The sequence below is a fragment of the Streptomyces sp. NPDC043870 genome (genome assembly GCF_056435785.1).
The window spans coordinates 55676-68979 of record NZ_JBWKDT010000039.1 but is presented as its reverse complement, the minus strand read 5'-3'; the positions used below and the strand labels follow the sequence as shown (position 1 = coordinate 68979).

General features: G+C 66.8%; 14 protein-coding genes and 1 pseudogene. 8 read left to right on the top strand and 7 right to left on the bottom strand.

Annotated elements, in window-relative coordinates; all coding sequences use genetic code 11:
- Positions 1 to 144: 144 nt before the first annotated feature.
- The 3 genes from AC0699_RS32390 to AC0699_RS32380 form a co-directional block, all read right to left on the bottom strand.
- Complete coding sequence (locus AC0699_RS32390) at positions 145 to 1059, bottom strand: NAD-dependent epimerase/dehydratase family protein (RefSeq protein ID WP_478667592.1); 915 nt, start codon at positions 1057 to 1059, stop codon at positions 145 to 147.
- Positions 1060 to 1132: 73 nt separating this feature from the next.
- A complete protein-coding gene (locus AC0699_RS32385) occupies positions 1133 to 2254 on the bottom strand; it encodes a polysaccharide pyruvyl transferase family protein (protein WP_478667589.1) in 1122 nt (373 codons plus the stop codon).
- Positions 2251 to 3414, bottom strand: coding sequence for a glycosyltransferase (locus AC0699_RS32380; RefSeq protein WP_478667586.1), 1164 nt, complete (start codon positions 3412 to 3414; stop codon positions 2251 to 2253). The genes AC0699_RS32385 and AC0699_RS32380 overlap by 4 nt, the downstream gene beginning before the upstream one ends.
- 363 nt (positions 3415 to 3777) lie before the next feature.
- Here AC0699_RS32380 and AC0699_RS32375 point away from each other — a divergent pair, with 363 nt between their 5' ends.
- The 4 genes and pseudogenes from AC0699_RS32375 to AC0699_RS32360 all read left to right on the top strand — a co-directional run.
- The gene (locus AC0699_RS32375) at positions 3778 to 5247 is read left to right on the top strand and encodes a carbamoyltransferase family protein (RefSeq protein WP_478667583.1); all 1470 of its coding nucleotides are present in this window, start codon (positions 3778 to 3780) and stop codon (positions 5245 to 5247) included.
- 8 nt (positions 5248 to 5255) lie between these two features.
- Positions 5256 to 5954: a DUF6071 family protein gene (locus AC0699_RS32370; protein WP_478667580.1), complete on the top strand. Its 699-nt coding sequence runs from the start codon at positions 5256 to 5258 to the stop codon at positions 5952 to 5954.
- Positions 5939 to 6826 carry a glycosyltransferase family 2 protein gene (locus AC0699_RS32365; RefSeq protein ID WP_478667577.1) on the top strand — a complete coding sequence of 296 codons (888 nt, stop codon included), beginning with the start codon at positions 5939 to 5941 and terminating at the stop codon, positions 6824 to 6826. The genes AC0699_RS32370 and AC0699_RS32365 overlap by 16 nt, the downstream gene beginning before the upstream one ends.
- Positions 6827 to 7295: 469 nt before the next feature.
- Positions 7296 to 7623: pseudogene (locus AC0699_RS32360) on the top strand (transposase); the annotation flags it as partial.
- Positions 7624 to 7661: 38 nt separating this feature from the next.
- Here AC0699_RS32360 and AC0699_RS32355 read toward each other — a convergent pair.
- A complete protein-coding gene (locus AC0699_RS32355; RefSeq protein WP_478667574.1) occupies positions 7662 to 8393 on the bottom strand; it encodes an HAD family hydrolase in 732 nt (243 codons plus the stop codon).
- A gap of 294 nt (positions 8394 to 8687) precedes the next feature.
- Between AC0699_RS32355 and AC0699_RS32350 the strand changes: the two genes are divergently transcribed.
- Together AC0699_RS32350 and AC0699_RS32345 are read left to right on the top strand one after the other, a co-directional pair.
- Positions 8688 to 9251: a hypothetical protein gene (locus AC0699_RS32350; protein WP_478667571.1), complete on the top strand. Its 564-nt coding sequence runs from the start codon at positions 8688 to 8690 to the stop codon at positions 9249 to 9251.
- A gap of 512 nt (positions 9252 to 9763) precedes the next feature.
- The gene (locus AC0699_RS32345) at positions 9764 to 10309 is read left to right on the top strand and encodes an ATP/GTP-binding protein (protein WP_478667568.1); all 546 of its coding nucleotides are present in this window, start codon (positions 9764 to 9766) and stop codon (positions 10307 to 10309) included.
- Between the two features lie 354 nt (positions 10310 to 10663).
- On the opposite strand, the gene AC0699_RS32340 is transcribed toward AC0699_RS32345, so the two are convergent.
- Positions 10664 to 11065: a hypothetical protein gene (locus AC0699_RS32340; protein ID WP_478667565.1), complete on the bottom strand. Its 402-nt coding sequence runs from the start codon at positions 11063 to 11065 to the stop codon at positions 10664 to 10666.
- 159 nt (positions 11066 to 11224) lie between these two features.
- Positions 11225 to 11374: a hypothetical protein gene (locus tag AC0699_RS32335; RefSeq protein WP_478667562.1), complete on the bottom strand. Its 150-nt coding sequence runs from the start codon at positions 11372 to 11374 to the stop codon at positions 11225 to 11227.
- A 357-nt stretch (positions 11375 to 11731) separates the two neighbouring features.
- Between AC0699_RS32335 and AC0699_RS32330 the strand changes: the two genes are divergently transcribed.
- The gene (locus tag AC0699_RS32330) at positions 11732 to 12061 is read left to right on the top strand and encodes a transposase (RefSeq protein ID WP_478667559.1); all 330 of its coding nucleotides are present in this window, start codon (positions 11732 to 11734) and stop codon (positions 12059 to 12061) included.
- A gap of 33 nt (positions 12062 to 12094) precedes the next feature.
- On the opposite strand, the gene AC0699_RS32325 is transcribed toward AC0699_RS32330, so the two are convergent.
- The gene (locus tag AC0699_RS32325) at positions 12095 to 12292 is read right to left on the bottom strand and encodes a hypothetical protein (protein WP_478667557.1); all 198 of its coding nucleotides are present in this window, start codon (positions 12290 to 12292) and stop codon (positions 12095 to 12097) included.
- Positions 12293 to 12406: 114 nt separating this feature from the next.
- Here AC0699_RS32325 and AC0699_RS32320 point away from each other — a divergent pair, with 114 nt between their 5' ends.
- Positions 12407 to 12811, top strand: coding sequence for a hypothetical protein (locus AC0699_RS32320; RefSeq protein ID WP_478667554.1), 405 nt, complete (start codon positions 12407 to 12409; stop codon positions 12809 to 12811).
- The last annotated feature ends 493 nt before the right edge of the window (positions 12812 to 13304 follow it).

The window sequence follows — 13304 nt, the reverse complement described above, 5'->3', positions numbered from 1 at the left end:
GACGGCCCAAGACCGTCCCACCCATGCAAAACCCCCGCTACACTCCCCACCGCCAGGCCGTTGACCAGCAGAAATACAGAAGTCCGGCTGGAGTACTAGCCCCGGCGGACTGCGTCTGCCGGGCGGTTCACGGTCCCGGGGTCCTTACTGATTACCGGCTTTCCCTGGGCCAGGCTCGCAACAAGCCGAGAACGCCTCGATCAGTCGCCGCATGCCCTCCTCGATGCCCACCCGCGCGCGCCATCCGAGTACGCGTCCGGCCCTGTCCGGGTCTCCGACGAACCTCTCGACATCGTAGGTGCGGGGCTGCCCCAGGGCCACCCGGCCGCTGCCCGCAGTCGCCACGGCGAAGTTCGCCAGTTCGGCCAGTCGGGTTCCCTCGCCCGACACCAGGTGGAGCGTCGGCAAGCAATCGCCTGCGGAAAGGATCTCGGTCATCCGCACCAGGGCTCCCACCACGTCGTCCAGGTGCGTGAAGTCCAGCGTGGTATCGCTGCCGTCCACCCGGAGCGTGGTGCCCTGCGACGCCAGCCGGGCGAAGGCGGGAGCGACCCGATCGGCGTGGTCGGCTCTCGACCCGTACACGCTGGAAAACCGCACGATGGAGGCGTTCAGCCCCGACTCGCGAGCGGCTCGCACCAGGGACTCCGCCTCCGTCTTCGAGCGGGCGTAGCAGTTGAGCGGAGCGCGGGGAGCCGACTCGAGCACGGGGAGGCGCGCGGCTTGGCCGTACACCTCGCGGCTGCTTCCGAACAGCACCCACGGTGGCGTTCCCGCTGCCTTCGTCGCCGCGGTCAGCACGTTTTGGGTGCCGTTGACGTTGACTCGTCGGCAGCGGGCCGGGTCGCGCTCTCCCCAGACGACCCGTGATACACCGGCGAGGTGCACGATGCCCGAGCATCCCGTCACGGCTGCACTGAGTGCGCGCAGATCGGTGACGTCCTGGCGGCAATCAGTCGCTATGTCGTAGTGCACGGGCTCGTGTCCGCCCCGGGCCAGGGCTCTTACCAGTGCGGATCCGATGAGGCCTCGGCTTCCGGTGATGAGGATCCGTCCCATCTCTCCCGTGCTCCTCTCATGAGGCAGGTCGGCCGCTCGTCGCGGCAGGGCGTGGGCCTAGGCTCCTCCCGGCTCAGTTCCTCGCGGGCTCCGACAAGGCCGCCTGGAGATAGCGCCGCGAGTGGTGCCGTAGGCCGTCGAGTGCGCGATTGACCGGGGCGTAGTCGAGGTCGTGCGGGGGCAGTTCGCGGCTCCCGTCCGTAACAAAGCGGTCGGACAGCCCTATTGATGCCAGGAAGTCCCCGGCCCGCGAGGCGAAGAGCGGTGGGGCGATGGATACGAAGGGCTTGTTGAAGTTCACGGAAAAGGTCGTTCCGTGGAAGGAGCTGGTGACCACGTAGCTGGCCCCGCGGAAGAGACCGAGAAACTGCTGCGGAGTGGTGAAGTAGGACGTCCGGTCGACTCCCTGAATTCTTCTTCGGCGACCGCCAAAGGTGACCTGGACGACTGGGAGACCGTGTTGCCGCGCCACATGTTGCGCGACCCGCAACGCCTCCCGCATCCTGTCCTCCTCCACCGAGTAGAGCAGCACGTAGGATCCGGGCACACCGCGGCGGACGTCCGCGACGTCCGCCCATTGGCGGCCGGACAGCAGGAGCGTCGGGTCCAAGACCTGCGTGCACTCCGTCAAGCCCAGCCCCCGCACGATGTCCGCCGCACCGCGCTCGCGCACTGAGACAGCGGTGTAGCGGGCGAGCAGCGTGCGCGTGATCTCCCGTTCGGCATCCGGGACCGCGTCCAGGCCGAAGCTCGCAGCGTAGGACACCCTGCGGGCGGCGGAAGGTCCGAAGTCGAGGTAGAGCGCCCGATCGACGCCTCCGTTGTAAAGGCTGTTCCACACTTGGTCACTGCCCGTGAGGTAGGCATCCGCCGCAGGGGGGCGAGCCGCCAGTTGCTCTGGGCTGGTGTATCGGCGCGTCAATGTGGTCCGGCCATGCAGAAAGGCTGCGAAGCGCCGGCGTGCCACCGCGGCCTCCACGCCGCGGTCGATGACGTTCCACAGCCGCACCGGCAGGACGTAGTCACCGTCGGTGAAGCGTTTCCTGACCAGCGCGAGGCCGCGCTGAGCGGGGCGGTGATAGTCCACCAACCGGACGTCGTGGCCGTCATCGCACAGAATCCGGCACAACGCGTACGCCTGGAGCGCCGAACCGAAGTTCAACGGAGTGTGCAGCGTCAGCAGGGCGATCCTCATCGGACCGAACCCGCTGCCGACAGGCGCAGCCAGCTCCCGAGCAGAATTTCCGCGGCCTGATCCCAGGTCGGCAGCAATTCCAGTGCCCGCGCCGCACGAGCGGCCAGCCGCTGTCTTCCGTGCGGGTCCTGGAGCAGCGCGACGATGGCATCGGACATGCTTCGGGGGTCGTCGGCGATGGCCACCGCAGTCCTGGCCACGGGGAGCAGTCCTCGTAGCGCGGAGCGGGAGCAGACCACCGGGCATCCGGCGGCCAGGGCTTCGATCATCTTGACCTTGACTCCAGAGGCTGTCCACAGAGGGCACACGAACAGGTCAGCGGCTTGCAGCGTCGGCAGGACTGAGGCCACTTCTCCGACCGCGGTGACACCTCCGGCGGCCAGCGCAGCAGCGCGGAGATCGTATGGCATCCCTGTTCCTACGAGCGACAGTCGGGCGGCCGGCAGTCGCGCATGGACCCGCGGCCAGATTTCCCGAACGAGGCTCCACGCGCCCTGGAGCGTGGGGGCCCAGGTGTAGTTCCCGACGAAGACGACGTGCTGGCCTTCGGCCTTGTGCTCGCGGGGAACCGCGATGCGCGGCAGGTGATCGGTTCCGTTGGGCATTACAGCGACCGGCAGGTCCGGCACGTCCCGTACCATCACCGCTACGTCCTCCTCGCAGACACCACCCACGAGCGAGGCCTTGGACCAGGCGTAAAGCTCCCTGGTCCGGGCGACTCGCCACGAGGTGGCGTGTCGCCGGATGGCGGCCTGGACCTGGCGATCGATCAGGTACTCGATGTTTTCCTCGACCAGAACCACCGGCAGGCCCGGATCACGGGGCAGGTGCTCAGCGAGGAAATAGCCCTCGACGTGCACGACATCGGCGCTCTGAGACACCAGGGCATCGCGAAGGCAGGCGTCGAAATCGACCGACTGGTATCGCCACACCCTCTCTGGGACGGTGTCAGGAGGTCCTTTTCCGAGGGGTGTCGTGCTCTCGTGCACCCATACGTTGGTGCACAGCGATTTCATCAGAGAGGCGTTGGCTGCGTCACGGTCGTAGTGCTCGGTGAGGACGAACAGATCGACATCGGCCGTCCGAGCGATTCGCGTCAGCAGCTCCGCCTCGCGCAACTGCCCTCCACTATGGGGCGGCAGCGGAATCTGATTGGTCACGTACACGACTCTCAGCGCACCCTGCCTGCGGTGGCCCTGCAGGAATCGTTGTCTCGGCATCGGAAACGCGGCACCTCCGTGTGGGCCTCGGGCGATTATCCCCACCCGCCCTGATGTGTACACACCCCACCCGGCGAGCGTGGGCGCCATCCTTGAGCGCATGGAAGAACTGTCGGTGGGGTAGAGGGAAAGCGGCCGTCCCAAGGTCTTAGGCGGAGGTGTCGATGATCAGATTCCTGGCGTGGATCACCGAGCCCTACCGGCGCAGGAATCGCCGTCGGAAGCTGCGACGGAACGACCCGTTTCTATACAAGTAGGAAGTCGCCCCGGTCGAATGCTGGTTGGGTGCCGAGGGGAGGGGCCATGCGCTATTGGGGGATTTCTGCTCTGTCACATGACGCGTCGTTGGCGGTCATCGAGGACGGGCGGATCGTCTTTGCAGGCCACTCCGAGCGATACTCCCGCAAGGAGAACGACCCCTTGTTACACGAGGACCTGCTTAACGAGGCAGCCGCCTTCGGCCCGCCCGATCGGATCGCCTGGTATGAACGTCCGCTCCTGAAGAAACTGCGTCATGCTCGAGCGGGCCAATGGAACCACGCGGCATCCAGGTCGGACCTCCCCCGGCGCTACCTGGCCGCCCTGCACCTGCCGTTTCCCCTCCCGGAGATCGAGTACGCGGACCACCACAGCAGCCACGCAGCTGCCAGCTTCGCAACAAGCTCCTTCGAGGAGGCGGCGGTCGTAGTCGCGGACTCCATCGGCGAGTTCCGGACCTTCACCATCGGACATGCCCGCCGAGGCGGAACTCTGTCCACTCTCCATCGGCGGTCCTATCCCCACAGTCTCGGGTTGCTGTACAGCGCCTTTACGCGACGCTGCGGATTCCGGCCGAACGAGGATGAGTACATCCTCATGGGTATGGCGGCATACGGGCGGCCGCTCCACGTGGATGCCATCCTGGAGGACTTGGTAGAACTCACCCCTCCAACCTTCAGGTTGAAGCGCAACGTCCACCGCGGTATCGGCGACTGGCTATCCGGGGCCGCGGCCGAGGACCTCGCGGCAAGCGTGCAAAGCGTCGTGGAGGCTGTGATGCTCGCCGCCGCCACCTGGGCTGGGCAGCAGACCGGGTCGCGCAACCTGGTCCTCTCGGGCGGAGTCGCCCTCAATTGCGTGACGAACAGCTTGGTCGCGCGCGAGGCTGGCTTCGACAACGTCTGGATCCTTCCCAACCCGGGTGACGCCGGATCGAGCATCGGCGCCGTGGCTGCCGTGACCGGCGAGACACTGGCCTGGCCAGGGCCGTACCTGGGCACGCCCCTGGCTGGGGACTACCCCGTGGCCGAACTGCTGCGCAAGCTCGACACGAATGGCCTGGTCGGCGTGGCGAACGGCCGGGGGGAATTCGGACCGAGGGCACTGGGCAACAGGTCTATCCTCGCCGACCCGCGCCCGCCCGAGATGAAGGACAAGGTGAACGAGATCAAAGGACGGGAGCGGTTCCGCCCGTTCGCCCCGGTGGTCAGGGCCGAACGTGCCCACGAGTTGTTCGATCTTCCAGTAACGGCTTCTCCGTACATGCAGTTCACGGCGCAGTGCCGGTCACCGGCCGATTACCCGGCGATCGTGCACCAGGACGGCACGAGCCGGGTCCAGACGGTCGAACGGGCCCAGCACCCCGGCCTGTACACGCTGCTGGAGGAATGGGAATCACTCACCGGCTGCCCGGTCCTCCTCAACACGAGTCTCAACGGAAGAGGGGAACCGCTGTTGAACTCCGCCGACGACGTGCGCAGATTCACCGGGCGCACCGGCCTTCCCGTCTACTAGGGATACCTGTGGTCAAACTTCTGGTCACCAACGGCTGCAGCTGCACTCGGGGTGAGGAACTGCGTGATCCCACGTCCCACGCGTGGCCCACCCTCCTGGGAGGCGCGTTGGGGATCGATGTGGTCAACCTGGCGCGGGACGGCTCCTCCAACCGACGCATCGTGAGGAGCACCGTGGCCCACCTCGCCAACGTCTGCGCCGAGCGCCTGCTCCGGCCGCGGGAGGTCATGGTGCTCCTGGCATGGACCCAAACCTCGCGTCATGAATACCATGCGCCACGCGAGCGACCGGAGGTCCGCACCGGACCGACCGACGGTCCCGGCGACCGCGGATGGCAGCGGATCGGCCCCTGGCGGCAGGATGCAGGCCACAAGCCGTCCCGCGCTTTCTACGATCACCTCTGGTCCGAGGAGGGCCAGCTCGCCAACTTCTTCCTCGACTGGGCCATGCTGGACGGTTTCCTTCAGCAAGGCGGCTTCCACGCCCGGTACGCCTTCGCGTTCCCGCTCACCGGGACGGTCCCGGGCCTCGCCCGGCCCTTTACCCGCATGCTGCGCGAAGACACAGTCTGGGGCGGACTGCCCCCGCGGCCAGGCCATTCGTTCCTGGAAATGCCCGACGGCCTCGCACGCGGCTCCGGCGGACACCCCCTCGAAGAGGGCCATGCCTGGTTCGCCATGTCCCTCGAGAAATGGCTGTCCGCATGACGGTCCGCCCCACGGTGAGCGTGGTGATTCCTGCCCGCAATGCCGCCCGGTACCTCGAAGGTCAGCTCGCCGCCCTGTTCAAACAGGATTTCGCCGCTCCCTACGAGGTGCTCGTCGCCGACAACGGTTCTACCGACGCCACCGCGGCGATCACCCGGCGCTGGGGCGGGCGCCACGCCCTCGTCCGGCTCGTCGACGCCTGCGCCCGACCGGGCATCGGCTACGCCCGCAACACGGGGGTCCGTGCCGCGACCGGCGACGTCGTGCTCTTCTGCGACTGCGACGACGAAGCCGCTCCGGGGTGGATCGCGGGGATGGTCGAGGCACTCGGGCGGGCCGATGTGGTTGGCGGGCGACTGGATCTCACGCATCTGAATGCGCCGGCGATCCGCGCCTGGCGAGGTGACCCGGAACTGTCCGGCCTTCCCGTGACGATGCGCTTCCTGCCCTACGCGACCGGTGCGAACCTCGGCGTCCGTACGTCCGTCCATCGCGAGCTCGGGGGCTTTGACGAGGCCTACACCGGCAGCCACGACGACGTCGAGTTCTGCTGGCGTGCGCAACTCGCCTCCTACTCCATCGCCTACGCACCCGATGCCGTGATGCACTACCGGCTCCGTGGGGACATCCGCGGCCTGGCGAAGCAGCGATCCGGGTACGGGCGCTCCTACGCTCAGCTGTACGCTCAGTACCGTCACCTCGGGATCCCGCCGGGGAGCCTGGCCAGCGAGGCAGGGACCTGGGCGCGACTGGCTCTGCGCGTACCACACCTGGCTACCGCCACTGGGCGCGGGCGCTGGATGTTCGACGCGGCGTGGAACTACGGCCGTCTTGCGGGCATGGTGAAGTACCGCAGGTTGTGCCCCCTGTAAGTGCGTCCTCGCAGCGTCGTACCCGTTTGCTGCCGCAGTGAGGGTAGGGGCACCCCGCGCAAGCAGGGCGGTGGCCACGACCGGTTTCCGCAGTCCCGCCAGCACCGCGCGGCTGCGGTCCGCCAAGCCGTCTCTTCCGCCTCTTGCCACGCGCCCTTCCCGTGCACCACGCCTCGCCGCGTTGTCGAGGCGCTTGAGTACGTCCGGTGATCGGGATCCTCTCCGCCTTGCGGGCACAGCACCGCAGGACGCAGGCTCAACGGGCAAGATCCGAATGAGACGGCCCGGCCGAGGCCGCAGCTTCCCAGGCAACGGCGTGCTTGCCCGTACCTTATGTGGTTTCACGCTGTCTGTTTCATGACCAGCGGGTCTGCTTGGCAGGTGCAGATAAACCCGGCGGCAAAGGTGCAGTTCGGTCTGTACGACGTTTCCCGCGGAGAGCGGCGGCTGTGTGGCGTTGCCCTGTTCGTACGTGATCCTGGACAACCCGTCCGCCCACAAGAGCGACACCATCAGGCGCTGGGCGAGCAAAAACCGGGTTGAGCAGAGCTTCACCCCGACCTACGCGTCCTGGGCCAACCCGATCGAGGCCCACTTCGGGCCGTTGCGGCAATTCACCATCGCCAACTCCAACCACCGCAACCACACCGCGCAGGCCCGCGCCCTGCACGCCTACCTGCGGTGGCGCAACGCGAACGCCCGCCACCCTGACGTCCTCGGAGCCCAACGGCGTGAGCGCGCGCGTCCGCAGTGAGAAGGGCATCCGCTGGGGCGGACGCCCTCCACTGGCGGCCTGAAGCCAGACCCGCTCACTTACGACGGCCGTGAGAGCCGGTCAGGCGTTCGTGCGTGATAGGTGGTCGGGGAGGTCGGTGAGCCGTTCGATGCGGAGCACCGTCTCGTCTGCCGTCGGCGATGGTCCACCGGTGACGAAGTCGATGCCGCGGTCCAGCCAGATGCCGGTGAGCCCGGCGAGGGCGGCTGCGTTTACATCGCTTTCCAGCATGTCGCCCACGTTGACCGCCTGCGCGGGGTCCGTCCGCATCCGCCGGCAAGCGGTGGCGTAGGCGACGGGCTTGGCCGCACCGAGCTCGGTCGGGGTCAGGACAGCCTCGAAGTATTCGAGGAGGTCGAAGCGGGCGAGCTTGGCGCGCTGCTGCTCGGGGTCCCCGTTGGTGAGCACAGCCAGACGCGGTCCTCGGGGAAGCCGTTTCAGGGTCTCCAGGCATGGCTGGACATCGGGATAGCACCGCCAGGACTCCTCGAACACCTTGAGGTAGCGCTCGGCGATCCAGGCGTCCAGAAGGCCGGGACTTTCAGGAACCGGCTCGCCGAGCATCGGCAGGAAGGAACGGAGTCTGCGTCGGTGGTGCTCAGTGAAGGAGCACTGACCGGCCAGGTATGCCCGCATGTGGCGCGCCTCCAGCGTCCACCACAACGTCACCAGCTCCTCCGGTGGAGCCGTCGCGTTCGGCGCGGCCTGGACGATCTGGCCGATCGTTTCCAAGACCGCGCTTCGATGATCGACCAGGGTGCCGTCCAGATCGAAGAAGATCACATCTGCCATAGGAAGATCATCTCGTGGTGCCTGTCCCTGACGCCAGAAGACAGGCATCGCGATCTTCCTTTCGGGATGGCTGTCCAGGCTGTCCAGGTCGCATGGCGCCGGTCCAGCCCCGCAGAAGGCTGGACCCGGCGAACCTACACGGTCACAGCACCAGAGAGAGGTCTGTCGACGGTCAGGTAATTCGGCTCTGCCGGGGATCTTGCGATGTCGCAGGACCCGGAATATGGGATCACCCACCCCCTGAACCGACCGGGCAGGTCCTTCCATACCGTGGCGACCTCTTACCTTGGTGCCATGGGAGAGACGAGCGCGAGGGGCCGGGTCGAGTTGACGCAGGACGTCCACGCCGGTGAGCACGGTACCCGCGCGCGGTGCCTGCCCGAGCCGTGGATGTGCGATGTCTTCCATCTCGATGGCAGCCTGAGGGATATTCGGGTCCTCGACGCGACTCGCGTCGAGTGGATCGCGGTCCTCGAACGCCTGCGTGTTGTAGCCGACGAGACCGAGGTGGAGCATCCCTACCCCCGGCTCGATCCCGTGCGTCCGGCCTTCGCCGACCTCTTCCGCGTCTGGGCGGATGAGCCGGAGGGCCGGGGGACGGGTTTCGCCTTCCGGGCCCGCTTCGGCGCCGTGTGGTTCTTCGCCCTGCCCTGTGACGAGGAGGAGATCGAGTTCTCCGTCTGGCCCGAGGACGTCCTTGACGGGGCGGGAGTGGCCGCCGTGCTGCGGTTCCTGGTCGAGGTCGCGACGGCCAGTCAACGACGGGCCCTGCTGACCGGCGAAACCGTCCGGTATGACCCGGGGATGCCGACGCTGATCTCCCACGACCCTGTCACCGGCCTCACTTCCCACATCTGAAGAGGCTTGTGGACGTTCGCGTAATTCGGCTCTGTCGGGAATCTTGCGATCGGCGAGCCGCGTCAGCGACTCCTTGACGGTCCATCCGGCCTCGGGCCGGGAGCCTTCGCGGGTGGGTTCGATCTCCAGGGCACGGTCGAAGATGGGATGCCCGCTTCCAGAGTTCTCATTGAAGGTGGCGGTTTCCTGGCCAGGCCCATCGGCAACTGCGGTGCACCGACGGAACTCTCTGATCGGTCTGTGCTTGAACCTGGACATGATGCTGGCTGATTACCGAAGGGCGGTTGCTGAGACCCCGGTGGGCAGGCTGTACTGGAGCACGACGTTGAGCAGCCTGGTCGTGTTCGCCTTGCTCAACATCATGGGCACTGTGAGCGTCTCCGGCATGTAAGCCGTTCGAGGATCCGCCACTGTCCCACGTCCTCATCCCCAGTGGTCCGCTGATTTGACGCCTCCACCGGGTCCTGAGGGATCAATCAGCTTGTCCCGACATGCGCGAAAGGTTTTCGATCATGCGACGATACGTTCTGACCGGCACTCCGGGTGCCGGCAAGACATCGATCCTGCGGTGCCTGGATGATCTCGGCTACGAGGTCGTCGAGGAGGCGGCGACAGCAGTCATCGCGCAAGCGCAGGCCCGGGGCGAGGACGAGCCATGGACACGGGCGTCCTTTATCGACGAGATCGTTGTTCTGCAGCGACAGCGTCAGTTGGAGGCCTCCGCCGCAGCCCCTGCCCAAGTGTTCGACCGGTCGCCGATCTGCACCCACGCGCTCGCTACCTACTTAGGGTGGCCGGTGTCCCTGTCGCTGGCTGCGGAGCTCGAACGGATCACTTCCGAGGGGATCTACGAGCGACAGGTGCTTTTCGTACGCAATCTGGGTTTTTGCGAGCCCACTGCGGCCCGGCGGATCAGTTTCCAGGAGTCGCTGGTATTCGAGAGGTTCCATGAACAGAGCTATCGTGCGTTCGGCTACGAGCTCATCGACATCCCTGCCGGCGACCTGACCGACCGTGTCGCCGCGATCAGCTCAGTGATCCCACGCCCTGCCTCGTGAACGACGCCTGTCACCCTCTATCGACCTTGTCCCCGGGATGCGAACTTAACAAGGTCAGATGAGACAGTTGTCCCTTCTCATTCGATCTTGCCGCCGGGCGACGCCCTGACCTGCGACGAGACGTCTTCAGGCGAGACGCCAACTCCGCCATGTCTCACCTGAAGTTGTCCGTCAGCCGTGCTTCCGTGAGGTTCGCGCCGCCGTAGGTCCCGCCTACGGCAGAGTCGACTCGCTGGCCAGCGGCTTCTTTACTGTCTCGCAGTGACGGCGCAAGGCTCCGTCTCACGATCCCGTGGCACGTCTTCGATGCTCCGGCCGGTGCACCCGAACCGGCGGCAGGCTAACCCGTGCAGGCTACGCGTTCCGTGCGTCGGCGAACTTGTCCAGTTCGCGCATCGCCTCGGCGTGGGCGCTCATCCGGCCACTCACACTGCCGCTCGTGAAGAGCGCCACACCGGCGACCGATACCGGCACGGACAGCCCGAGCACGGCCAGGGCTTCAGGCCAGTCGCGTTCGTTCTGACACCAATCACCCCTTTGCAGGCCGTCGTTGGCCGTACCATATTCGGTCAACAAGCGTGACTCGCACTCTGCGGGGTGACGGTCGTCGGGCTCCTCATCGACCTTGTATGGCGTGAGCAGCAACAGGGCACACCATGTCCACTGGAGCGTTGCCACAGCCAACAGGCCGATACCCCACGCGCGCATTCGGCTGGCTCTGTCGCGGAAATCGAGGTCGTACTCACGTGATCGCATGGCGGACGAATCTAGCAGCGAGGCTCTCGCAGCTGGGCGGGCGCTCGTCAGCTCATCCCTGAGTCCAACTCACGTGACGTTGTCCACGGCGTGCGAACCGAACAAGGTCAGGTGAGACGGAGGCAAGGTGCCATGAGACGGGACAACAGAGGCAAGGTCTCATGAGCGGGGCGAGCGGCCGTCGCCGGGCCAGAGATCCTGTTCGGCCGGAAGGCAGGCGAGGAACGTGTTGACCTCGGCCAGGACGGTGGCGCGCTCCGCCGGTCCGTAGACGATGAACTCGTCGGCCACGGCGTTGAAGGCGCGCACGTGGCTGTCCGGTCAGGTACAGATGAGGGCACGTGCGATCTCGGGCAGGCCGAGGCTGAGGGCATCGCACTCCCCGGCGGACGAGTTGCAACAGGTCGGTGGTGACACTCTCCCGGTCGCCGACCGTCGGCCAGTCGGCGCCACCGTTGAGTTCGCGGGTGTCGGTGTGGACGTCACGGGTCGTGGTTGTCCGGACTTAAGTCCGGGAACTTGGCTTCCCCGGGGACATTCAGACCGTTCGCCGCTACCTTCGACAGGCGAAACAGCGCGGGCTCCCCGTGACATCCCGACCCACCCCGGGGCCCCGCCGCGTGGTCCGCTGGATCATGACCGACCCGGCCCGTATCCCCGCCGACGATGCCCAGGAACTCAAGGAGATCCGGGCCGTCTGCCCGCACCTCGACGCCGCTGCCCGGCATGTCCGACTTCGTCGCCATGCTCCACAACCGGCGCGGCGACCTGCTACCAGCTTGGACGGATCGCGTCCTCGCCGACGACCTGCCCGCACTGCAGTCCCTGGTTGCCGGGCTTCGCCGTGACCAGGACGCTGTGGTCGCCGGCCTGTCCAGCCACTGGAGCTCGGGCCAGGTCGAGGGCCACGTCACCCGAATCAAGCTGCTCAAGCGGAAAGGCTACGGACGCGCGAACCTCGATCTGCTCCGCCGACGCGTACTCCTCGCGACCTGACTCCCTCGCTGTGGTCGGCCTGGAGCACTCCGCTCAGAACGGCTCGAAGCTAGGCTGAACGGGGCCGATCTCTCCGCTGGCAGCCGGATCCTCAGGCTCGAGGAACTCCAAGGCTTCCGGCTCGATGCCGTGGTACTGGTCCACGTCGAGCAGCCGCCGTACGAAAGCGAGGGCAAAGGTCGAGAACGGGCCGTCGAAGGTCGTGCAGCCCTCTTCGTGGAGCATCGTCACGATCTTCCATCGGTCCGGGTCCGGATCGCAGGGCAAGAAGAAGTGCTCATCGCCGCTGTAGTCGTATCCCCAGGAGATCAGGCCACCGGGCTCGGGGTGGAAAGGGTACAGAACATGCTCGGCGTCTCTGAAGAGCTGGCCGAGGCGCCGCCGGTACGCCAGGTGGCCGACCGCTTCGCGGGCGTACTGGCCCACTGGCTCGGCCCCCAACGCGACCGCACCCGCGCCCGCCTGGAGATCATCCTCCTGACGGCGCGCCGCCCAGAAGGGGAGCTGGGCACCGAACTGCTCCGCGCCCGGGAAAGCTTCGTCGGCCAGGCGCAGCTGCTGGCAACGGCGCTCGGCAGCCCGTACCCGAAAGAGGGCGGGCGGATCGTGGTCGCCTTCGCCGAGGGACTCACGTACGACGGGGTGACGCGCCCCGGCCCGGACACCACCGACCGGGCGGCCCTGCGACAGATACTGGAGAGGGTCCTGCTCACCCTGGCCCGGGAGCCGGGCGCTGAAAGGGACAGCTGACGGCAGTAGTACCGCCAGCCGGTCCACCGAACTATCTGGAAATCGGCCCGATGTGTCCTTCGTCGTGCCAGGAAGTGCCAGCCGAGCACCGATGCTGATCAGTCCCAGGGAACCGAGAGCCAGACCGCGACGCACCCACCCTCTGCTGGCATCCCGGCTCTGCAGAGGGCCGAGAGCCAACCAACACCAGCTGAGCCGCCGACCGCACTTCGTCGCCCTAGACGACCCATTTCGCCACCACCCCAAGCCTCCACCGGGGTGACTCCCGTTCTCGTGAACATCACCTATTCGCACGAGTATGCGACTCCCAATGGCGTGTCAAAACGCGTCACTACTCGCGTACAGAGCCAGCCCGAAGAGATCAGGAGAAGCAACCACACACATTGGCCTCCGCCCTGCGATACCTGCATCTGCGTGCCGGCCGCCCCACTCCGTGGGCCATCGCCACCATCAGCGGGGCGCTCCGCCCCCTGTGCCGGGAACGCCGGGGGCG